This window comes from Mycobacterium sp. OAE908, from assembly GCF_017872775.1.
GTDB lineage: Bacteria > Actinomycetota > Actinomycetes > Mycobacteriales > Mycobacteriaceae > Mycobacterium.
In genome coordinates, this window is sequence record NZ_JAGGJL010000001.1 from 2,742,239 (window position 1) to 2,763,425 (window position 21,187).

A 21,187-nucleotide genomic window follows, 5' to 3' on the forward strand; every position below is an offset into this window, starting at 1 on the left:
GAACCGCGTTATCCACATACTCATTGCGTCCTGTTGCAAAAAGGGCAACATCGCCGTCGCTCGGCGCATGAAGTCATATGGGGCACAAGCACTTCCAGGCAACGGCGGCCCAGGCGGGTCCATTCAAGATCGAATTAGCGGCCGATGTCCACGGCGCCGGTGATGACGCCGACCTGATTTACACCGAGTGTTGCTGAGCATCATCGATCGACCCCCGGATTAGTGGCTCGAGTAGTGAAGAAAATTTGCACAATCGCGTTACAAAATATTGACGCGAGGGTAGATAGGAGCCAGTGGCGCTAGCACGGGGGCGGAGTCACTTGCCGATGTAGGGAGGGCAATGATGACGGCCAAGCATCGAAAGCGGACCACTACGGCGAGACCGTCCGGTAGGACGCTGGTCATGGGAGCCGCCGTTGCCGGAGGCGCGTTGGCTGCCGCGGTGGGCAGCCCACACGACGGTTACGGCTTGCAGTCCTATCCACAACCCGTGAGCACGCGGACATCGATGTTGGCCGCCGCCATTGGTTCGGATCCCGCACCGACCCCGCTGCTCTCAGCGACGCACGCAATCGCGGCTTCGGGTCCGAACGGCGGGGTCAGCGCCGGCGGCGCAGACCCTCTCTCCGACGCCGAGCCAGGGCTACGGGTGTTCGGCCCCGGTCCCGTGCTCAGTACCGAGCCGGTGATCCAGGCGTTCGCGCCATCGACGGTAACTCCGTACACGCTCGGGTCCTCGGCAGGCAACAACCCGCGATCGAGTGCGGCGCTCGGGGCCGGGTCTTCTTCTGCGGCACCACTATTCGGGTCCATCCGGAATCCTGCGTTTGAGGCGATCGGCGTCTTCACATATGACGCCGTGAGGTTCGTCGGGATTTTCATCAGCAACGGTGACGAGCCGGGCGAGAACGGTGGCCTGCTGATCGGCAATGGCGCCGATGGTGGTCCAGGCCAGGACGGCGGACGCGGCGGCCTGTTGTTCGGCAGCGGCGGCGACGGTGGCGCGGGGATCGGGGGCGTCAACAACGGCGACGGCGGCGACGGGGGCAGTGCCGGGTTGTGGGGCAACGGCGGGGCGGGCGGAGTCGGCGCCAGCATCTCGAGTGACAGCGGAGACTCGACGGGCGGAAACGGCGGCGACGGTGGGAACTCCGGCCTGATCTTCGGCAATGCCGGTGCCGGCGGTGCAGGAGGCGACGCCACCAGCCTGATCGGCGACGCACAGGGCGGGCCCGGCGGCGATGGCGGAAGCAACATGTGGATCGGTACGGGCGGCGAAGGCGGCGTCGGCGGCGATGCCATCACCCGCACGGGCACGGCCACCGGCGGCGACGGTGGTGCCGGCGGCAACACCGGATTGCTGTTCGGATGGGCAGGCGATGGTGGCGTGGGCGGCGACGCGACAAGCAGAACCGGCGATGCCAGCGGCGGGACCGGCGGCGACGGTGGAGGCCTTGGTATCGAGGGCGCCAGCGGCGACGGCGGCACCGGGGGTGATGCCACCACGGACACGGGTGTCGCCACTGGTGGAGCGGGTGGAGCCGGCGGCAGCGACATCTACAACGGCACGGCAGGAGACGGCGGCGGCGGGGGCAGCGCGTCGGCCGCCTCAGGTACCGCGGCCGGCGGGGCAGGTGGAGATGGCGGCCTCGGGGGCATCGATGGTCAGGGCGGCGACGGCGGATCGGGCGGCACTGCGACCGTCGGGACGGGTGACGCTATCGGCGGGGCAGGCGGTTCGGGCGGCGGCAGCGGCCTGATGCAAGACGGCGGTGACGGCGGAAGTGGTGGGAGCGCCACCACCGGCATCGGCGCCGCGCTAGGCGGTGACGGCGGCAGCGGCGGTGGCACCAGTTGGGCCAACGGGTATCACGCCGGCAGCGGCGGCGACGGCGGTAATGCCACCGCGACCACCGGCACCGGCACTGGCGGCAACGGCGGCGCCGGGGGCGCTGACGGCCCTGGTGCTGAGGGAGGATTAGGCGGCGCCGGGGGCGCTGGATCGGGATCGACTGCAAGCAATGACGGCACTTCTGGTGCACATGGATAACGCCTAACCCGGGTCACGACACTTTCTCCAGGCGCATCGGAAGCTCGATCACCAGCGGCCTGTTCACCCCACACGCGCCGCTGGCGGCAACCGTTCTGTTCTTGCCTGCCAGCAGGTCGACGATCTTCAGATTCCGGTAGCTGTTCACCGGATCCCAGCCCCAGAACTTGAAGTTCTGCGCGCCAGGGGCAGCGGTACCGTCCGGGCAGGGCATCCAGTTCTCCACGATGCGGTCGACGCTCCAGTAATCGCCGGTCGTCCTCATCGGGGCGCTCCAGCCCTGGTCGCTGGTCACCGTGCCGGTGCACATGATCGGACTTGTGCAGCTCGACGTCACCGTCCACGTCTGCACCACGGTCTTCTCATCCAGAAAGACCTCGTTGCTCTTCGCCCAATCACCGTTCGAGATCACCCGATAGGTGCCGTTGAGCTCGACGCCGAAGTTCGAGGCGAATGCCGAAGTCGTCGGCTCCACACTGCCGATCACACCCATTGCCACTGCCACGGTGACGATCGCACCGATCCTCCGGCCGAGCCGAATGCCCACTGATACCCCTCGCGTCGCTTATTGATCGATCGATCAGAAAGTTGACACGATGGGGCGTGGGCTGTCAACACGCAGAGCCGCGCCGCATCACGGTCAATGGACGAGCCTGCGGACCGTATCGGCGGGGCGAGCGAGACTAACCGTGCGAGCCGGTGGAGGGTTTGGTCAGCGCGTCGATCTGTTGCTTGACGAAGCGGCGCGCCTCGTCGTGACCGAGGGTGACGCCCACGGCGGCTTCGTTGCAGAGGCTGCGCGCGATCTGCGCGATCAGCATCGAGACCACGATCGGCGGGTACGTGCCCAAGTCGACGCCGCTGGCGCGCAGCGCGACTGTGACGGCGGCGGTCTCGATATCGCGAACCCGTTCAGCGTACGCAGCGAGCTCAACGCCAATTGCCTTGCGATGGTTGGCCAATGCCATGAATTCGGCGTTGAGTACGGTTCGACGAGAGTCGCTGTTGATGGCCCAAAGCGTGCCAAGCGGATCGTCGTTGGTGAGCGCGGCGCGCATCTCATCTAGTGCGGCGTCGGCACCTTCACGCAGCACCGCAAGAAATAAATCGTCCATCGTCGGGAAGTAATAGTGGACGAGAGGCTGTCTGACGCCGGCCCTCGCGGCCACCCGGCGTGACGTGGCAGCCGCATAGCCCTCGTCGTGCATGATCTGCGCGGTCGCCTCGATCAGCCGGCGTCGGGTGCCGCCGTCGTCTTTCGCTTTACGCGGCGTCGGCATTCACGCTCCCAGCCGCGAGGGGGTTGACCCCAGATATCGGCGCGTGCTAAACATGCGCCACCTTATCATTTGATCGATCGATCAGAATTGGTCGCTACGCCATCGGAGTCGAGCCCATGACCGATAACCGTCCCGTCAACCCCCTGTTCGCGGCACCCGCGCCGGCTGCGAGAGCGGCCCACAGCGCTGCGAGGCTCGGCGGATACGGCGGCATGGCAGTGACGGCATGGCTGGTCGCCGCCGTGGCGACCGGATATGGGGTGGCCGCCGCCGACACAACTGGCACGTCCTCGGAGTCGTCGACGAGTTCGGCGTCCACGACTTCGACCAGTGGGTCGACGGGATCCACGGCCACGCCGTCCACGGGAACCACCACCGCAGGCGCCTCCACCGCGACCAGCGGACCGACGTCCACCGATACCGCTACGACGCCGACCGGCACCCCGAACACCTCAGGCACGACGTCGTCTAGCACCGAGGTCGGCTCCGGTGTCACCGTGAGCAGCAGCGGCGGAGCGCGCACCAGTGGTGTTGGCACGGAACCGAAGTCGAGCGAGCCCGCGCCGCCGAAAACCACTCCGGCGAAGACCGAATCGAACTCCAAACACACCGCGACCGTCAGTGCCGCAACCACGTCGCTGAGCACCGCTTCGTCGACGCAGGCAACCTCGATAGGGACGGCTAAAACTTCCGCGACCGTCTCCGAGTCGACGGTGACGCCTGTCGCGAAAACGCTTGAGCCATCGGCCGTAAGCGCAACGCTCACCACTTCGGCCGTCGCTCCCGTCACACCAGCGCCGACGCCGCAACTCGCTACTCCCGTCACCGGTGTCGTGGGATTCCTCAACACCGTCGTCACCAGCCTGCTCAAACCGTTCGTGGCGCCTGCTCCGTCCACTCCGGAACCTGTCACCCCGGTCGTGTGGGCAGTGCTGGCGTGGGTACGGCGCAACCTCTTCAACCAATCGCCGACCATCGACTACAACCCGACCACGACGGTGCAGACCGGCCAAACTGTCACCGGCAACATCGGCGCCACCGATCCCGAGGGCGACGCGTTGACCTACAAGGTCACCCAGGCGCCGCAGCACGGCACGGTGACCATCGACCAGGCGACCGGCAAATTCACCTACACGCCGGACGACATCAATTACACTGCGGCACAGACAGACTCGTTCACAGTGTCCGTCGCGGACGGAAAGTTCAACCTGCTTGGGTTGTTCAGTCCGCACAGCGATCAGGCGACGATCGGCCTGTCCGTTCTCAATCCCACTGTCTCGCGCGTGATCCTCGACCTGCCCAACGGGATCAGTAGCCCGGCGAATCCGCGCTACTCGGCAGACGGAAAGTCCATCTACTTTGCCGGTCAACCGACGGCCGGCGGCCGCTCCGAGATCTATCAGGTCAACGTCGACGGCACCAACGCTCACTGCGTGACCTGTGGCGTCACCTTGAGCGAAACCGGCAACCTGGCCAAACCGGTTCCGGTCGAAGACGATTCGGGCCGAGTGCTCGTGCTGGTCAACGTGGCGGGTCAACCACCCCGCTATTCGATGCTGGAAGACGGCGTCAGCGGCCCGCAGCTGGTGCCCATCAGCACGCCGGCCGGCGGGGGGATCATCCTCGACAGGCAACGCGAGATGAGGGTCTCGCCAGACGGTACGAAGGTGCTGTTCACCCGAATCGTGCTGGGCCCCAACAACCTTCTGCAAGCCTTGCCGATCGTCGGCACGCTGAACCGCACCGCCACCGGATACGAGGTCACCGACCCGCGGGTGGTCTACCCGACCGGCGAGGGCAAGCAGTGGACGCCTGACGGCAAGGGTGTGGTGATCCTCGGCGGGCAGTTCGACGCGGGCAACGTCGACGACATCGAGGTCGACCTGGCCACCGGCGCGGTGCACCGGGTGACCGCCAGCCTCGACTACGACGAGGACATGGACTTCTCACCCAACGAGCAGTGGATCGCGATCGGAAGCACGCGCGGGCTCGACGCACTGACGCCGATGACGCGAATCATTCGGCAGAACTTCCTGCCGGTCTACATCGGCGCGCCCGTATACGGGTTCTATTCGAAACCGGTCAACGTCTCCAACCAGGAGTGGGCGGTGGCTCTGGGCGATGAGCTCAACCGCGAGAACGGAATTCCGCTGTTCGACACCGGCGACGGATACGCCGCACGAAGCATGCCCAGCTGGAATCCCGACGGCACCGCGGTCACCTTCTGGGAGTCAAGCATCACCGACCCGACCGTTTCACGGCTTGTCATTGCGAACCTGAAGTACACGACCAGCGTCGGGCCGGTGGCTGTGGACAGGTCAACTCCGAGTTCGGATTCGTGGGCCCCGAGCCTTGCCACGTACGTCGCGACGACGACGCCGTTGCCGGCCACCGGAACGTATGCGGGCGTCGGAGGCGGCACCGCGGTGGTCAGCGAGGCGCCGGATCCGGCGAATGCGACGCGCACGATCCGCACGGTCACCTACACCAACTACGTCAACGAAGACGGAATGATCTTGAACGGCACCGAATCTGCCGACTACAACGGCAGCCAAACGACGGTGCACTACCTCGCCGACGTCACCGTCACGGGAACGCACACCGGCTACCTGAAGGCCGATGCCACCATCAGCGCGTTTCAGCAGTCGTTGACCGGATTCGTCACCTCCAGCGTGGACGGCGACGTGCAGAGTCTGCCGGATCCGGCGGCCGCGCTGGAAGCCCAGCAGAACGCGTAATCGGTGATGGCACGTGCTCGTGCGGTCACTTCCTGGACAAAACGAACGGGTTGACTGCCGGCACTGACCGCAGTGCATCTGCGGGGAAGACTTGGTCCGCCAGCGCGCGCCAATCGACGGCGTCTGTCTCCGGGCGGTGAAGCGCAAGGTCAGACATGTCGGACTCCTCAAGGCTCGTTGCGGAATAGTTCAATAGTCGTCATCAACGCGGCACTCGGTAATCGCCGGAAAGCCAGATTCCCCACCTTTGAGGGAAGGGTTTCCTATCCGCCGGGATAGGGCGACGGTCGCGGCGAACTTGCCGCGTCTCTCACCGCCAGCGGCCACAATGACGGTGGCGAAGCCGCAGGTGAGCAGAGTGAGCGAGGTCAGCATGACCGACGACGGCGAAGTTCGTTACGAATCGGTATTTCGTGAGCGGTGGCGCGACCGTCAGTCAGGAGGTGCCCGTCCGGGGGAGTTGATCAAGCAGCCGGGCTGGATTGATGCCGGGCTGGCCGCTCTTGGCGTGCTGTTGGTCGCCGGTGCGGTGGTGGCGGGCACGGTCACCGTCGCGCGCAGCGAGTCGTTGCCCGCTGCAGTGCAAGGCAATTCGGTGATTGCGGTACTCCCAGCAGTGAACCGCGGACCCGCGCCCGCCCAGGGCAGTGCGGTCCAATTCCGTACCCCGTCCGGCGCAACGTATGACGCAGTCGTAGTTGACGTCGGTGCGACCGAGGTGGTGGCCCAGCTGAAGCAGCCCGGCCCGGAATCGACAGGCCAACTGCTGGTACCGACGGGGCGGCAACGGTTGATCACAGTGCTGCTGCCGAGACTGTGGTGAGGTGGCGCCGGCGCGCGATCCCTTACGTCGCGCAGGCCGAGATGGCGGATTGCGGCGCAGCGGCGCTCGCGATGGCCCTGGCCTATCACGGCAGGCATGTTCCGCTGTCGGAATTGCATACCGCCACCGGCACCGGTCGTGACGGCACCGACGCGCTGCGGATTGCCGAAGCCGCCACTACCTACGGTCTGCGCGCCCGCGGGGTGGCAACCGAACTCGACGACCTGGGGGTGTTGCCCCGCGGCAGCGTATTGCATTGGGGTCAAGCACATTTCGTGGTCCTGGAGTCGACGTCGCGCCGCGGGGTGACGGTGGTCGATCCCGCCGCAGGCCGCTACCGGGTCAGCTGGCAGGCCGTCGACGACTTGTACAGCGGCGTCGCGATCCTGCTGGAACCCTCCGCAGAATTCACTGCGGGTGGCCGGGCAACCAACGGTGCGTGGCAGCACGCCCTCCGACTGTTGAGACGATCGAGTGGCCTCGGCAAGGTGCTGGCCACCTCGGTGGTGGTACGGCTGATGGCACTTGCGGTGCCGGTGCTGACGGGGGTGGTCGTAGACCGGATCGCGCCCGCCAACGACGAGCATCTGCTGAAAGTCATTGCGGCGGTGATGGTCGCGCTTGTCGGCTATTCAGTGATCGCGAACTTCCTGCGGGCGCATCTGTTGCTTCGGCTGCGCAGCCGCCTGGATGTCGACATGACGCTGGATTTTCTCGAACACCTGGTGGATCTGCCGTATGCGTTCTTCTTGAAGCGATCATCCGGCGACCTGATGATGCGGTTGCGCAGCAACGCGACTGTCCGCGAAATCCTCACCACCGGCACCATCGCCGCCCTGCTCGACGGCACACTGGCCACGTTCTATTTGGTGGCGATACTGGCACTGTCTCCCCTGCTCGGTGTCCTCGTCGTCGCATTGGGCGCAGCGCAGGTCGCGGTGTTGTTGGCCGCGAGGCGGCGCAACCAACAGTTGATGGGCGAGGCGCTGGCCACCGAAGCCAAATCACAGTCGTACGCCTACGAGATGTTCTCGGCGGTGGAAACGCTCAAAGCCGCAGGCGCAGAACGGCGCGCCGTGACGCATTGGACCAACTTGTTCATCGCAGAGATGAACGTCTCGCTGCGGCGCGGTCGGCTCTCCGCCGCGGTGGAAACCGCGATTCACGGCCTGGCGCTACTGTCGCCGATCGCGGTGCTATTGGTGGGCGCTCACCTCGTGGGCAGCGGTCAGCTCTCGCTCGGCACGATGCTCGCGCTGGCCGCGCTCGGTGGCGCATTCCTGGAACCGCTTGCCGTCCTGGTCGGCACCGCCCTGCAGATCCAGCTGCTGGGCAGCTACCTCGCCCGCATCGAAGACGTCATCAACACACCGACCGAGACCGATGGCCGCGAATTGCGGCCTGCTCCGCCATTGACCGGTGCGGTGCGCGCCGAAGGGCTCACCTTCCGCTATCACGCGCACGGTGTGCCGGCCGTCGATGCTGCCGATATCGACGTGCGCCCAGGGCAATTGGTGGCGATCGTCGGCCGCTCGGGTTCCGGCAAGTCCACCTTGGGCCGATTGCTGCTGGGGCTTTACCCCCCGTCGCAGGGTCGCGTCCTGCTCGACGAAATCGACCTGGCCACCCTGTACCCGCGCAGCGTGCGCTCCCAGATCGGGGTCGTCACCCAAGACCCCTACATCTTCGGACTGTCGATCAGAGACAACCTCGTGCTGGGACACCCGGATCTACCACTGGACCGACTCGAGGCCGCCGCCGAGATCGCAGGTGTCGCTGACGACATCCGCGCCATGCCCATGGGCTGGGATACCCCGCTGGTCGACGCGGGCGCCTCATTGTCGGGTGGGCAACGCCAGCGGCTGGCCCTTGCCAGGGCGCTCGCGCCGTCGCCCCGGATCCTGTTGCTCGACGAGGCGACAAGCAATCTCGACACCGTCACCGAAGCGCATGTGCACGCGAACATCGCGCGACTGCAATGCACCGTCATCGTGATCGCGCACCGCCTCGCCACCGTCATCGACGCCGACCACATCGTGGTGATGGATGCCGGCCGGGTCGTCGAGGTCGGCCGTCACCGCGATCTGCTTGCGGCCGGCGGTCACTATGCGCAACTGGTGTCCGGTCAGCTCGTCGGCGAAACTCCGCACTAGAGAAGGGCAGTCACGTGGGCAAGCGAAGCGGAACCCCGCTGACGTCAAGCGGGTTCTTCGTGATGCGCGCCCCGCTGTTGCCGATGGAGGAATTGGACCGGCTGCGCGCCGACCCCGAGTACTGGCGCACCCTGGCCGATCGGCCGGACGTTCGCGAAGCGCTCTATCTCGCATCGCCGGGGTTGGTGCGCCGCTTGACCGACGGGAACGCCGATGACCGGGTGGCCGCTGCAGTGACCGCCTACCTCGTCCGAATGTGCACGCGCGCAACACCATTCGGACTATTTGCGGGATGCTCGGTGGGAGCGATCGGCGACACGACCGCCTTGTGCGTCGACGGGCCGGAAGGGACCAGTCGGCACAGCCGGCCGGACACCGAGGTGCTGGCATCGCTCGTTGACCGGCTCATTGCAGAGCCGTCGACGCGGTCGGCGATGGTTGTCGAACCCAACTCGAGCCGATACCGCGCGGCCGGTGCGATGCGGATCATCGAAAGCCGGCTGCGGCAAGGCCGTCGCACCCACCACCTCGTCGTGATCGAGGACGACGAGCCACTGCGGGTCGCGTTGGATGCGGCCGCGGGTGGCTGCCTGGTGAACAAGATCGCTGCCGCCGTCCAGGCGCATACAGGTGTCGACCATGACGAGGCACGTGAATACGTGGATGCGCTCGTCGAGGCGAAGGTGCTGACCCCGGTGGCAGAGCCGGCAGTGACGGGCCCTGAACCGTTGACCCACGTTCTGACGTCGCTGCGCGAGCACGACCTCGGGGAGTCGGTCCACGCGCTGGAACTGGTCGCCGAGGAACTCGCGCGGATGGATGCCGCCGGTGTCGGCAACCCGCCCGAGCGCTACGCCGCCGTCACGGAAACCTTGCTCGACCTCGCGGGCGGAGGCGACGATGCCCGACTGGTCCAGGTCGATTTGCACCGTGCGGGAACGGGTTTGACCCTTGGGCGCGGCGACGTCGCGTTGCTCACCGAGGCGGTGGACCTGCTTCATCGGTTGTCTTCGGGTCGCGAGGATCCAGCGCTGTCACGGTTCAAGGCCGAGTTCGCCGAGCGCTACGAGGATCGCGAGGTCCCGCTGATGGAGGCTCTCGACGAGGAGATGGGCATCGGGTACGACCGGTCGACACATCCCGCCGCCGACGAGTCGCCGCTGTTGGCAGGCCTCGATCTCGGAGGCGTAGCCGGCTCATCGGAGTTCACCGTGCGCGACGCCGCACTTCTCGACATGGTCATCCGCGCCCGCGACAGCGGTGCCGACAGGCTGGAACTGGACGCGCAAACCGTCGCACGCCTTGCGACCGGCACACCGTTGCCGCTGCCGGACACGTTGGCCGTATTCGCGTGCATGCTCGAGGACGGCATCGAAATCCACAGCGCCACCGGCCCTTCGGGGGCCGAGCTGCTCGGCCGGTTCTGTCACGGCGACGCGCGACTCCACGATGCCGTTCGAGACCACCTGCGTGCCGAAGAGGACCATGCGCCCGGCGTCGTGTTCGCCGAACTCGTCCACCTGCCGGAGGGCAGGATCGGCAACATCTTGGCCCGGCCGGTGTTACGCGACTACGAGCTGGTCCTGCTTGGACGTTCGGGGGTTCCGGCCGACCGTCAACTACATGTCGACGAGCTGACTCTGCGCATGGACGGGCAGCGTCTCGTCCTCTACAGCCCACGGCTGGACGTCGAGGTCCGGCCGCGCCTGACCACTGCTCACAACCCGGCCTGGCGTGGATTCGGCGTGTACCGGTTCCTCGCGGCACTTCAACGGGCCGGGGTCGCATCTGGGCTGGCATGGGACTGGGGTGCGGTGGCTAACGCGCCGACCCTGCCGCGCGTCACCGCAGGCCGGCTCGTGTTGGCCCGAGCCCGCTGGCGGCTTTCGCACGCCGAGCTCAGCCTGGTCACGGGAGCAGAGGCGGCCGACGGTTGGTCGACCCTCAGCCGGCAGCGTGGCCTCCCGTCCGAGCTGCTCATCGCCGACGGCGACAACCGGTTGTATGTCGACACCACCAGCCCCGCGCTGAGTGCCGCCGCCGCCAAAGTGTTGCGCGGTCGAACCGGCGCGGTGGTGGAAGAGGTGCTGCGCGACGATGTCGCCACTGGCCCGCAGGGGCGCTTCGCCCAGGAACTCATCGTGCCGTTCATCCGGCGCGCCGAGCCGGCGCCCAGCCCAGAGCCGTGGCATCCACCTCGGGTGCAACGCACTTTCGCGCCGGGCAGCGAGTGGCTCTACCTGAAGATCTACACCGGGACCGCAACCGCTGACCGCATCCTCACCGAAACCATCGGACCGGTGATCAACGGATTGCGGCAGGACGGCGTCATCGATCAGTGGTTTTTTCTGCGGTATCGCGATCCCGAGCACCATTTGCGGCTGCGGCTTCACGGCGACCCGTCCGCGCTTCGCGAGCAAGCGCTTTCGGCCCTCACCGACGCAGTGACCCCACACCTCGCCGACGGCATGGTGTCGAAGCTGGCGTTGGACACCTACCACCGCGAGATAGAGCGGTATGGCGGCGACGACGGCATCGCGCTCGCCGAGCAGATCCACGCGGCGGACAGCGATGCGGTGCTGGCCGTGCTCAGCATGCTCGACGACGAAGAGCTGGCCGATGCACGCTGGCAGCTGTGCCTGTATGCCACAGACCGCCTGCTGGCCGACGCCGGCCTCGACATCCAACAGCGCCGGCAGTGGTCCAAGGACGGCGCTGCCGGTTACCGGATCGAGTATCCGAACGCACCGACTCTGGACTCCGGCATCGGGGCTCGCTGGCGCACCGAGCGCGCAGGTCTCGCAGCGCTGCTCGACGACACCGCAGACCATCCGTACGAGTCGGCGCGCCAGGTCTTCCGGCAACGCTCCGAACAGCTCGTCCCGCTGCTGGCTGAGCTCGCAGACCGTGGCCGACGCGGTCTTTTGACCCAGGATTTCCCTAACCTGTTGCGCAGTTTCAGTCACCTGAACGCCATTCGGCTGCTGCGCTCCGCCGCGCGCACACACGAACTCGTCCTGCTGAGCTTTCTTGACCGCGATTACGCCAGCCGTCTCGCCCGGGTGCCGCGCCAAGAAAGTTCCAAGCGCGACAACTGATGCTCTCTTCTGACGCGGCCGACCAGGGGCCGCGACCACAAACAGGAGAGATCATGAACACCAACCGCAAGAAGCTGGCGCTGCGCCGGCAGAGCATCCGCACCCTCACCGACAGCGAGCTGCGCATCGCCCACGGCGGCGGCGCCAGCGTATCCACCGCTGCCGGCACGGACAAGCAGACCATCAGCTCGGGTACCTCGGTGATCCGCGCTTCGGGTACGTCGGTCATCAACCCGTCGGGCGGCTCTGTTCAGTCGGCTGGCACTTCGGTGATCAACCCGTCGGGCGGCTCTGTTCTCAACCCGTCGGGCGGCCGCGTCTTCAACCCGTCGGGCGGCTAAGCCGGGGTCGCGCGAGGCGGGCCGGTGGGCCCGCGCTCGCGTCAGACGCGCTCGGCCGTCATGTTCATCTCGAGCGTGCCTTGGCAAGTGCCACTCAGGATTTCGGTGTGCATCGTGCCGGCAAGCGTTCCGTCGGCTTGGGGCGTGTAGCGAACGTCAGCTCGGGCGGGGTCCCACTCGATCGTCGTGTCGGGCATCATGCAATCCCATTGGAACTCACTGGATTGTGTCCACGATGACCCGTCCCAGGTGAATTGGACCGGCTGCGGCACCGTGGGATTCCTCGGTGCAGGGCCGCCGACGATCGTGGCGGTGCACTTTCCACCCGCACAGCTCGAACTGAACGTGTAGGTATCGGTGTACTGGCTCTCAGGCTGTCCGGCGGCGACGCTCGTTCCCGCCTTCGGGCCGACGATGAACGTGATCGCGTACTCGCCGTTCCAGGACGCAGCGTCGGCACCGGCAGGCGCAGACAGCGACACCGCGAACGCGAGCAACCCGGCGCTCACGCCGACGAGACTGCTCAGACCGTCGCGGGTCATTGCCCGAGTGTCGCAGAAGATTACGTGCAGCAGTTGGGATCGAGCACCGTGCACAGCGCGGTCAGCGCGTCGGGGCGAGCACGGTGAAAGACGTTCATGCCCCGACGTTCGGATTCAACGAGGCCGGCCCGGCGCAGCTGACCGAGGTGATGGCTCACCGTCGACTCGCTCAATAGCAGCACCGCCGCCAGATCCCCACTCGTCTCTTCGCCTGCCGAGGAACCGAACAGGCACGACATGATTTTGACCCGCATCGGGTCGGCCAGCGCCTTGAGGCGCAACGCCACCTCCAGGGCGGCATCGTCGCTCATGGGTCCGGCGGCGACGGGCGCGCAGCAGACCGGGGCGGACATGTCGACCGTCGGCAACGTCTTGGGCATGAACCCATGGTGCCAGGCTTGTTGACATATATCAAAAAGGTTTGCATGATGAGGGCGGCGCCATTTCGATATATGTCTCACAACCCAGGAAGGGTGTCATCATGTCCCGTGTTCAGCTCGCACTCAACGTGGACGACCTCGACGAAGCGATCACGTTCTACTCAAAGCTGTTCAACACCGAACCCGCGAAGCGCAAGGACGGCTACGCCAACTTCGCCATCGCCGAGCCGCCGCTGAAGCTCGTGCTGCTGCAGAACCCCGGTCAGGGCGGCACCATCAACCACCTCGGTGTCGAGGTGGAGTCCAGCGACGAGGTGCATGCCGAGATTTCTCGCCTGGCGGATGAGGGCCTGTTCACCGAGGAGGAAATGGGCACCACCTGTTGCTTCGCCAAGCAAGACAAGGTCTGGGTCACCGGGCCCGCGGGCGAGAAGTGGGAGGTCTACACCGTCTTGGCGGACTCGGAGACGTTCGGTTCGCAGACCCCGGCATCCTGCTGCTGACGCCGGTGAACAACAGGACCGGCGCGGACCACCCCGTTGGCCGACGGCTGCTGGCCGAGTTTGTCGGCACCGGGCTTCTCGTGACCGTGGTAGTTGGTTCGGGCATCGCGGCGGCTCAACTGTCGCCTGACGATGTGGGGCTGCAGTTGCTCGAGAATTCGATCGCCACCGCGTTCGGGCTCGCCGTGCTGATCCTGTTGTTCGGACCGGTCTCCGGTGCTCACTTCAACCCTGTCGTCTCGGCCGCCGACTGGCTCTTGGGTCGGCGCGCCGGGACAGGCATGACCGGTGGAAACGTGTTGGCCTACAGCCTTGCTCAGGTATCCGGTGGTGTCCTCGGCGCGCTGTTGGCCAACCTGATGTTCGACCGTCGAGTATTGGAGATCTCGACGAAAGACCGTGTCACGGTGGGTCATCTCGTCGGCGAGGTTGTCGCAACCGCTGGCCTCGTCGCGGTGATCTTCGCTCTCGCGCGCACGGGCCGGGCAGGTCTGTCCGCGGCAGCCGTCGGCGCGTATATCGGTGCCGCATATTGGTTTACCAGCTCCACATCATTCGCCAACCCGGCCGTCACGATCGGTCGCATCTTCTCCGACACGTTCGCCGGGATAGCACCTTCTTCGGCGCCGGGGTTCATCGCGGCTCAGATAGTCGGTGCGGTCGTCGGACTTGCCCTGGTGGTTGTGCTGTATCCCGATGTTCAGCAGAGTGCCGACGAAGTCGTTGTGCCGCACGGACCTTCAACGCCCACCGAGGATTCGGAGAGACGATGACGAAGCCGACTGTGCTGTTTCTGTGCACCCACAATGCCGGTCGTTCGCAGATGGCCCTCGGCTATTTCACCCGGCTGGCGGGTGACAGAGCGGTCGCCTACTCCGGCGGATCCGAACCCGCGGATCAGGTCAACCCGGCGGCGGTCGAAGCGATGGCGGAGGTCGGCATCGACATCACCGGTCAGCAGCCCAAGCGATGGACGCAGGAGATGGTCGAGCAGGCGGACGTCGTCGTATCGATGGGCTGCGGTGACGCCTGCCCCGTCATCCCGGGCCGCCGATACGAAGATTGGGTGCTGCCCGACCCGGCAGGCAGGCCGGTCGACGAAGTACGGCCCGTCCGCGATGAGATCGAGCGCCGAGTTCGCCAACTTCTGACCGAGCTCCTCCTTTGACTCGTTTAGCCTTCGCTGCTCGGCGGTATCCAAGGGTCGATGAACGTGGCGACCAAAGCCATCGACAGGCTCGTTAATCCACCGCGAACGTCGGACCCGGACCGTCTGCGCACCGCCGTTCGCGGCAGGACGGTGGTGGTGACCGGTGCCTCGCACGGGTTGGGTAACGCCACCGCGATCAAACTCGCCGCGGCAGGCGCGACGGTGCTGGCCGTCGCGCGGTCGGCGGATGAACTCAATGCCCTGGCAGTCTCCGCCACCGCTCGCGGCGAGCGGGTGATCGCGCTGCCTGCAGACCTCACCAGCGACGGCGATGTTTCCGCATTGGCTGATCGAATACTTCAGGCCCATGGCCCGCCGGACATCGTGGTCAGCAATGCGGGCAAGTCGATCCGGCGACCACTGGACCAACAGTACGGCCGACTTCATGACTTCGATCGGACCATCGGTGTCAACTACCTGGGCCCAATTCACTTGCTGCTCGGGCTGCTTCCCGCGATGCGCGAGCGCGGGAGCGGACACATCGTGAACATCTCCAGTGTCGGCGTGCGCGTGCCACCCGGACCGCGCTGGGGCGCATACCAGGCCTCGAAGGGTGCATTCGACATGTGGCTGCGCAGCGTTGCTCCTGAGCTGCACGCCGACGGCGTGGACGTCACGTCGATCTACATGGCATTGATCCACACCCGGATGGTGGAGCCGACGAAGAGCCTGCGAAACGTGCCGGGCCTGTCTCCCGATCAGGCCGCCGACATCGTGGCGAGGGCGATCATCAAGCGGCCCAGGACCATTGCGCCGTGGTGGGTGTGGCCGGCGGAGTTGACGACGGTGTTTCTTCGCGCGCCCGTGGAGCGGGCCACCCAAGTCTGGTACCGGCGCACCCGAGAATCGGACGAACAATGACCGACCACGTGTTGACGACGGCTGCTCGGGCGCTGCTGCGTTCTCGATTGCTTTCGCCGCCGGGGCCAAGTGGGCTGCTCGGCGTGGTACGCGAGGCTGCTCGCGGTGGGACGAATCCGTTCACTCTGCTGGCCGTCTCGGCGTCGCGATGGCCTTCGCGTGCGGCTTTGGTCGACGAGGACGGACCGATCAGCTATCGCGAATTGCAGTGGCGTGCTGAGTCATTGGCCGTCGAACTGCGCGCCCGTGGCGCAGAGGCCGGGCAGGCGGTGGGCATCTTGTGCCGCAATGGACGTGGCTTTGTGGTGGCTGTCTTCGCTGCGGCATTGGTCGGCGCCGACGTGGTGTTGCTCAACACCGATTTTCGTACCGAAGCCCTTGCCTCTGCGCTGCAGACGCATCACGTCACGACGGTCGTCTGCGACGGTGAGTTCACCGAGAATGCCAGGGCGGCAGGCGCGCATACCGTCATCGATCCGGCGGGAGCCGAAGCGCACCAGACCGGTTCGCGGCCGAAGGTGGCTGCGGGCGGACGTATCGTTCTTTTGACATCCGGTACGACAGGGACGCCGAAAGGTGTGCCGCGCAAACCGAAGATCGTCTCTGCGCTTGGTGTGGGCGCCACGATTCTGGATCGCACCGGACTCCGTATCGGCGCGCGAATCGCCGTGGCGGTGCCGATGTTTCACGGTCTGGGGTTCGGAATGTTGATCCTCACCATTGGTTTGGGTGGGACCGCCCTGGTGTTGCGTCGGTTCGACGCCGAAGCGACCCTGGCCCAGGCGTCCCAATGGCGTGCCGACGCGCTGACCGCAGTGCCCGTCATGCTTGCGCGCATTCTTGATCTTCCCGAGGAGGTGCGAACGCGAAATCCGTTGCCGTCGCTGCGTGTGGTGATCTCGAGCGGGGCGCGACTGGATCCCAGTCTGGCTAAACGCTTTACCGATGCGTACGGCGATGTCATCTACGACGGCTACGGTTCGTCGGAGGTCGGGATCGGCGCACTCGCTACGCCCGCCGATTTGCGCCAGGCCCCGGAAACTGTGGGCAGGCCCGTTGCGGGCTGCCCGGTGGCGATTCTCGATGACGACGACAGGCGCGTGGGGCCCGGTGTCACGGGTCGCATCTTCGTCGGCGGCGACCTCACTTTCGACTCCTATACCGGCGGCGGAACGAAGGGCGTCGTCGGCGACATGATGGACACCGGCGACATGGGCTACCTCGACGAAGCCGGGCGGCTGTTCATCGTCGGTCGTGAAGACGACATGATCGTTTCCGGCGGCGAGAACGTCTACCCGCGCGCTGTCGAGAATGCGCTCGCCGAGCATCCCGACGTCGCCGACAACGCGGTGATCGGGGTGGCCGACCCGGACTACGGGGAGCGGCTTGCCGCGTACGTGGTGCCACAGACCACCATCGACGAAGCCGAGCTGCGAGAGTACTTGAAAAACAAAGTTTCTCGCTTCGAACAACCGCGCGACATTCAGATCGTCGAGCGCATTCCTCGTAATCCGGCTGGCAAGGTGCTGCGAAACGACCTGCCTCAATCGGGCTAACGGTTACGCTCCCGGCAAGGGGGCGTCATGTCAAAACAATTCCCGTCGCAGCAACCAGGATTGAACTACCTGACCGAGGGCGGTCAGGAGACCGAGATCATGTACAAGTACGGCTACGAGCTGCCGCACTTCGCGATGCTGCCGCTGCTCGACAACCCGCGCGCGATGGCGGAGCTGCGCGCGATGTACGGCCGATACCTCGACACCGCTGCGCGCCACGGCTTCGGTGTGGTCATGGGCGGCCTTGACTACCGGGCGAGCCCGGACTGGGCGTCATTACTCGGATACCCCGGTTCCACGCTGGCCGAGATGCAGTTGCGCGCAATCGATTTCCTTCGCGAGGTGGCCAAGCCGTATCAAGGGCAGCTTCCGGCACTCCTGTACGCAGGCATTGTCGGCCCGCGCGGCGACGCCTATGAGTTGAACCGGACCATCACCGCCGCCGAGGCCGAGGACTACCACAGCGTCCAACTCGCGACGCTGGCGCTGGCAGGCGTCGACGTGGTCGAAGCGATGACGTTCAACGGTGTCGACGAAGTGGTCGGATTGTCCCGTGCCGCAGCGAGGGTGGGCCTGCCGCTTTCGGTTTCGTTCACGCTTGACAACAGCACGCAGCGACTCGTGTCGGGGCCCACTCTCAAAGAAGCGGTCGAGGCGGTCGATGCGCAGGCCGGTGATGACAGGCCGACGTTCTACGGCATCAACTGCTCACACCCACTCGAGTTCATGCCGGCGATCGAGCCGGGTAGCTGGTTCGAGCGCGTCCGCGTGCTTCGACCCAATGCCGCGATGATGGACAAGATCTCACTCTGCACGCTCGGCCATCTCGAGTCGGGCGACCCCGCGCAGCTCGGCGAGTTGATGGGTGGGCTGGCCGAGCAGTACCCGCACATCGACATGTGGGGTGGCTGCTGCGGCACGTGGGACACGCATCTCGACGAGATTGCGCGAAATGTGCATGCCGCGCGGGACGCGATGACGCTATAGCTCGTCGACGACCTGGTCGGCATCGGCGGCGGGTTGCCGCGGTGGTGCGATCCGATCCTCGATGCACTGACGGACGGAATCCTCGCCCTCGTTCAGACACAGCACGCCCAATCGGGTCACGCGCCACTGCGGCGGGGAGTCCGACCACCGGCTGAGGTAGATGAGTTCGGCATGCTCGAGCACTTGCAGGGCCTCGCGTACCGGCCGCTCCAGCCACACGGTATCGCCGTCTGCGGCGTCGGGGTACTTGCGATGCAGCCACCGCACGAGCTTCGCCTCGCTGAGGTCCGTGCCTTCGAGGAACGCCGGCATCAGGACTCTCGCCAGGTCCTCGGGGGGGACGCTGACGAGCATCGCTTCTATGTCGTCAGCCTCAGAAATCGTGAGCCTCGTCGTATCCGTAGTCCCCGCCGGGATCGAGGGGCAATGTCGGGGCGTCGACGCGATGCGGCACCGGCGTCGTGGCTATGGGTTGGGCCAGCGCATCGTGTGCTTCGTCGTACTCGTAGTCATGGCCGGGGCCGCTGCGGTTCTCTGTCATCCACCACCTCCTTCAATGGCACTTCGTAGGCTGCTCAGGATTATCCGCCCGATCCTAGGCGGACACCACCGCGCGGAGCGCGCATATCGACACTATGAGAGAATTCCGGGGATCCGCGCCGACGTGATGGCGCGCCATGGGGGAGTAACAGTGTTTGGAGTTTCCATGTCTGCCAACAGAATTGGTCACCTGTTGACGCTTATCACCGCTGCGGCGGCCTGGCTCGTCGCCATCCTCGTCATGACCGCGGCGACGCACGTTTCGACACTCGTCATTGTGCCGTTGACGCTGGTTTTCGGCCTCTTGGTCGGCGCCGTGAGCTGGGCCGTCGCCGGTGGCCCGGCGCCGGGTTGGCCAAGCGTCCTCGGCCGCGGCGCCGTCGCGGTCGGCGTGGGTGCCGTCGTCGGTGAACTCGCCGCAGTCGTGATCTTCTCCGGTCCGATCGATCGCGCTCTCGACGAGCGCGCCGCACGCACCGCCGACGCGACGCCCGTCGTCGCACAGGCTGCCGCCGAGCGCGACCGCGCCCGCGCTACCCGCAGCGCGCTCGATACCGCGGTCGACGATGCCGGGCGCCAGCGCGACGCGGCGCTCGTCGTCGCGCGTTGCGAGTTCCACCCGTCGCCGGCCTGCCCGCAGACCCACATCACCGGCGTGCCAGGGTCCGGACCCGAAACACGTACGGCCACAGACTTTCTCGCGGACAGCCAGCGGCAGCTGGACACCGCGGTGGCCAACCGTGACCGCTTGGCGCCCGGGCTCGACGCCGAGATCGTCGCGCGCGACCAGGCATTGGAGCGGGCTCGCGCCTCGGCGATGAAGGACGCGGACCACGGTCTTGGTGCGCGTTGGGTCGCGATGAACGACCACACCCTCGCCAACCCCGGAGCAATGTTGCTGCGGCTTGCGACGATCGCGTTCTTCTCGCTGCTGTTGCTCCTACCCCTGCTCCTTCGGCTGTGGCGCGGCCGGACGAGCGAGGATCGGGGCGGGGCGGCGCGCGCGGAGGTCGAGCGCGCCGAACTGGCGGCCGACACCGCGATCGCGGTCAAGCGTGCCGAGGTGCGCACCGCCGTCGAAACGCTCTGGGCTGAACAGCAATTGGCCAGCGCTCGGCTTGCCGTCGAGGCGCAGACCGAGATCGACCGCGAACAGCAGCGCCGCCGCGTCATGGAAGCGCTCGACGCGACGCCACGACACACGCAGTCAGAACGGGTCGCTGAACCGACGCCCGAGTTGCCAGCGGCAGAAGCATCGGACAATCTGCCTGCGGTGGTCGAAGACGAGCCGAAGCCGGGTACGTCATTGATTCCGACGATCCCGGACGTCACCAAGGCCGCGGCACGATGGCTGCGTCCGTTCGTGCCGCCGATCATCGCGACCGCGATCGACACCACAACCAAGCCGCTGCGCAGTGCACGCCAGGTCTTCGAAGAGACGGAGGAGATCCACTTCTCACTGCGGCGCACGCACAAGGTCAGCGTCGAGTCGGAGGAGCACGGGGCGGCCGTGTCGGCTGCGGATCGTCAACAAACGATGACAGAGCGCGACATGTACTCAGAACTGAGCGCAGGAGACAGTCCTCGCCAACTGCCGTCGGCGAAGTAGGTCAGCCCTCGGGGTGGCAGCCCGGGATGCTGCCCCACTCGGGATGCTGCTTCTCGGCCTTCACGCAATAGGCCTGGCCATCGTCGGTCGCCAGCCACTCCTTCTTCTGCTGCTCCTTGACGACAGCACGGCCCTCCGGGCTCGCCGCCGAGTAGCCAGGGTTGGTGGCCGATGCGACGTTGCCGTTGCAATCCAGCGCTACGAGCACGATGTTCGACCCGGCTCCTGGGAATCCGTGCGGTGGCTTCGCCGATCTGGTGTGCCCGGTGACCAGGCAGTCGTTTTCGGATAACCGGTCGCCAACCCTCGCCGACACCTGGGGGGTCGCGCCCATGTTTTGGATGGTCGTCTTCGCGTCCGAGTACGTCATGCCCGTCAGGTCAGGCTCTGCGTTGGCCACGCCCGCCCCGAACATCGCGGCTGCTGCCCCGGCAGCCGCGGCTAGGACAATGAGCTTCCCCGTCATCACAACCCCCCCGGTTGTTGTGCACACCCCGTTATGTGCCCCTAGCAAAC

At 66.2% G+C, this 21,187-nt stretch carries 21 protein-coding genes; 13 read left to right on the forward strand and 8 right to left on the reverse strand.

Annotated elements, in window-relative coordinates:
- Positions 1 to 403: 403 nt before the first annotated feature.
- Complete coding sequence (locus J3E61_RS13560) at positions 404 to 2,050, forward strand: hypothetical protein (protein WP_210083900.1); 1,647 nt, start codon at positions 404 to 406, stop codon at positions 2,048 to 2,050.
- Between the two features lie 13 nt (positions 2,051 to 2,063).
- Here J3E61_RS13560 and J3E61_RS13565 read toward each other — a convergent pair whose 3' ends face one another.
- The 3 genes from J3E61_RS13565 to J3E61_RS13575 form a co-directional block, all read right to left on the reverse strand.
- Positions 2,064 to 2,543 carry a hypothetical protein gene (locus tag J3E61_RS13565; RefSeq protein WP_210085540.1) on the reverse strand — a complete coding sequence of 160 codons (480 nt, stop codon included), beginning with the start codon at positions 2,541 to 2,543 and terminating at the stop codon, positions 2,064 to 2,066.
- 190 nt (positions 2,544 to 2,733) lie between these two features.
- On the reverse strand, positions 2,734 to 3,330 hold the full coding sequence (locus J3E61_RS13570; RefSeq protein ID WP_210083901.1) for a TetR/AcrR family transcriptional regulator: 597 nt from the start codon (positions 3,328 to 3,330) through the stop codon (positions 2,734 to 2,736).
- Between the two features lie 94 nt (positions 3,331 to 3,424).
- Complete coding sequence (locus J3E61_RS13575) at positions 3,425 to 4,156, reverse strand: hypothetical protein (protein ID WP_210083902.1); 732 nt, start codon at positions 4,154 to 4,156, stop codon at positions 3,425 to 3,427.
- Positions 4,157 to 4,163: 7 nt separating this feature from the next.
- Between J3E61_RS13575 and J3E61_RS13580 the strand changes: the two genes are divergently transcribed.
- The 5 genes from J3E61_RS13580 (at position 4,164) to J3E61_RS13600 (ending at position 12,483) form a co-directional block, all read left to right on the forward strand.
- Positions 4,164 to 6,068: a PD40 domain-containing protein gene (locus J3E61_RS13580; RefSeq protein WP_210083903.1), complete on the forward strand. Its 1,905-nt coding sequence runs from the start codon at positions 4,164 to 4,166 to the stop codon at positions 6,066 to 6,068.
- Between the two features lie 358 nt (positions 6,069 to 6,426).
- Positions 6,427 to 6,891, forward strand: coding sequence for a hypothetical protein (locus J3E61_RS13585; protein WP_210083904.1), 465 nt, complete (start codon positions 6,427 to 6,429; stop codon positions 6,889 to 6,891).
- Entirely contained in the window at positions 6,888 to 9,044 is a 2,157-nt protein-coding gene (locus tag J3E61_RS13590) for a peptidase domain-containing ABC transporter (RefSeq protein ID WP_210083905.1), read from the forward strand. Before J3E61_RS13585 ends, J3E61_RS13590 begins: the two co-directional genes overlap by 4 nt.
- 14 nt (positions 9,045 to 9,058) lie before the next feature.
- Positions 9,059 to 12,142 carry a lantibiotic dehydratase gene (locus J3E61_RS13595; protein ID WP_210083906.1) on the forward strand — a complete coding sequence of 1,028 codons (3,084 nt, stop codon included), beginning with the start codon at positions 9,059 to 9,061 and terminating at the stop codon, positions 12,140 to 12,142.
- Positions 12,143 to 12,195: 53 nt separating this feature from the next.
- Complete coding sequence (locus tag J3E61_RS13600) at positions 12,196 to 12,483, forward strand: hypothetical protein (protein WP_192725382.1); 288 nt, start codon at positions 12,196 to 12,198, stop codon at positions 12,481 to 12,483.
- A gap of 41 nt (positions 12,484 to 12,524) precedes the next feature.
- On the opposite strand, the gene J3E61_RS13605 is transcribed toward J3E61_RS13600, so the two are convergent.
- Together J3E61_RS13605 and J3E61_RS13610 are read right to left on the reverse strand one after the other, a co-directional pair.
- Positions 12,525 to 13,025, reverse strand: coding sequence for a hypothetical protein (locus J3E61_RS13605; protein ID WP_210083907.1), 501 nt, complete (start codon positions 13,023 to 13,025; stop codon positions 12,525 to 12,527).
- Between the two features lie 20 nt (positions 13,026 to 13,045).
- Positions 13,046 to 13,405 carry a metalloregulator ArsR/SmtB family transcription factor gene (locus tag J3E61_RS13610; RefSeq protein ID WP_192725380.1) on the reverse strand — a complete coding sequence of 120 codons (360 nt, stop codon included), beginning with the start codon at positions 13,403 to 13,405 and terminating at the stop codon, positions 13,046 to 13,048.
- 101 nt (positions 13,406 to 13,506) lie between these two features.
- Here J3E61_RS13610 and J3E61_RS13615 point away from each other — a divergent pair, with 101 nt between their 5' ends.
- From J3E61_RS13615 to J3E61_RS13640, 6 genes are read left to right on the forward strand one after another with little or no spacing between them, the layout of a single operon-like run.
- Positions 13,507 to 13,908 carry a VOC family protein gene (locus J3E61_RS13615; protein WP_210083908.1) on the forward strand — a complete coding sequence of 134 codons (402 nt, stop codon included), beginning with the start codon at positions 13,507 to 13,509 and terminating at the stop codon, positions 13,906 to 13,908.
- Positions 13,909 to 13,913: 5 nt separating this feature from the next.
- Positions 13,914 to 14,681 carry an aquaporin family protein gene (locus J3E61_RS13620; protein WP_210083909.1) on the forward strand — a complete coding sequence of 256 codons (768 nt, stop codon included), beginning with the start codon at positions 13,914 to 13,916 and terminating at the stop codon, positions 14,679 to 14,681.
- Positions 14,678 to 15,076: an arsenate reductase ArsC gene (locus tag J3E61_RS13625; RefSeq protein ID WP_210083910.1), complete on the forward strand. Its 399-nt coding sequence runs from the start codon at positions 14,678 to 14,680 to the stop codon at positions 15,074 to 15,076. The genes J3E61_RS13620 and J3E61_RS13625 overlap by 4 nt, the downstream gene beginning before the upstream one ends.
- A 39-nt stretch (positions 15,077 to 15,115) precedes the next feature.
- On the forward strand, positions 15,116 to 15,979 hold the full coding sequence (locus tag J3E61_RS13630) for an SDR family NAD(P)-dependent oxidoreductase (protein ID WP_210083911.1): 864 nt from the start codon (positions 15,116 to 15,118) through the stop codon (positions 15,977 to 15,979).
- A complete protein-coding gene (locus J3E61_RS13635) occupies positions 15,976 to 17,535 on the forward strand; it encodes an AMP-binding protein (protein WP_210083912.1) in 1,560 nt (519 codons plus the stop codon). Before J3E61_RS13630 ends, J3E61_RS13635 begins: the two co-directional genes overlap by 4 nt.
- 27 nt (positions 17,536 to 17,562) lie before the next feature.
- The gene (locus J3E61_RS13640) at positions 17,563 to 18,522 is read left to right on the forward strand and encodes a homocysteine S-methyltransferase family protein (RefSeq protein WP_192725374.1); all 960 of its coding nucleotides are present in this window, start codon (positions 17,563 to 17,565) and stop codon (positions 18,520 to 18,522) included.
- Here J3E61_RS13640 and J3E61_RS13645 read toward each other — a convergent pair.
- On the reverse strand, positions 18,517 to 18,876 hold the full coding sequence (locus J3E61_RS13645) for a hypothetical protein (RefSeq protein WP_210083913.1): 360 nt from the start codon (positions 18,874 to 18,876) through the stop codon (positions 18,517 to 18,519). The genes J3E61_RS13640 and J3E61_RS13645 overlap by 6 nt on opposite strands.
- 19 nt (positions 18,877 to 18,895) lie before the next feature.
- Positions 18,896 to 19,063: a hypothetical protein gene (locus tag J3E61_RS13650; protein ID WP_192725372.1), complete on the reverse strand. Its 168-nt coding sequence runs from the start codon at positions 19,061 to 19,063 to the stop codon at positions 18,896 to 18,898.
- A 165-nt stretch (positions 19,064 to 19,228) separates the two neighbouring features.
- On the opposite strand from J3E61_RS13650, the gene J3E61_RS13655 reads away from it, so the two are divergent.
- Positions 19,229 to 20,671: a DUF4407 domain-containing protein gene (locus J3E61_RS13655; protein WP_210083914.1), complete on the forward strand. Its 1,443-nt coding sequence runs from the start codon at positions 19,229 to 19,231 to the stop codon at positions 20,669 to 20,671.
- A 1-nt stretch (position 20,672) separates the two neighbouring features.
- On the opposite strand, the gene J3E61_RS13660 is transcribed toward J3E61_RS13655, so the two are convergent.
- Positions 20,673 to 21,137, reverse strand: a complete 465-nt coding sequence (locus J3E61_RS13660) for a hypothetical protein (protein WP_192725370.1) — start codon at positions 21,135 to 21,137, stop codon at positions 20,673 to 20,675.
- Positions 21,138 to 21,187: the final 50 nt, after the last annotated feature.